Annotated in this window: 1 protein-coding gene; it reads left to right on the top strand. The window is 45.7% G+C overall.

Annotation, left to right across the window (positions count from 1 at the left end; translation table 11 throughout):
- On the top strand, positions 1-282 hold a 282-nt coding region (locus tag R8N46_RS24185; RefSeq protein ID WP_318189673.1), incomplete at both ends, for a primase C-terminal domain-containing protein.

Below are 282 nucleotides of genomic sequence, written 5' to 3'. Positions count from 1 at the left end.
TAACTACAAAAGAAAGTGGAATGCAGCCGTCTACGACAAAGTAGAAAGTACGAATAGCCAGTTCAATGTTCCTTTGCCCGTGTCAGAAGTGAAAGCGATAGCGAAGTCGATCGCTAACTGGACGTATCGAGAATTCACGCCAGAAAAGAAAAGCCAATGGCACGCTAAGAAAGGTGCTAAGGGTGGAAAAGTTTCAAAAGGTGGAGGTAGACCTAGCCTTAACGAACCTTGGGTTGAGCTTGGTATCAGTCGAAGAACTTACTTCCGTTGGAAGTCGACTGG

The sequence above is a fragment of the Vibrio sp. 1874 genome (assembly GCF_033344395.1).
Classification (GTDB): domain Bacteria; phylum Pseudomonadota; class Gammaproteobacteria; order Enterobacterales; family Vibrionaceae; genus Vibrio; species Vibrio alginolyticus.
This window is presented reverse-complemented; position numbering and strand designations above follow the sequence as displayed.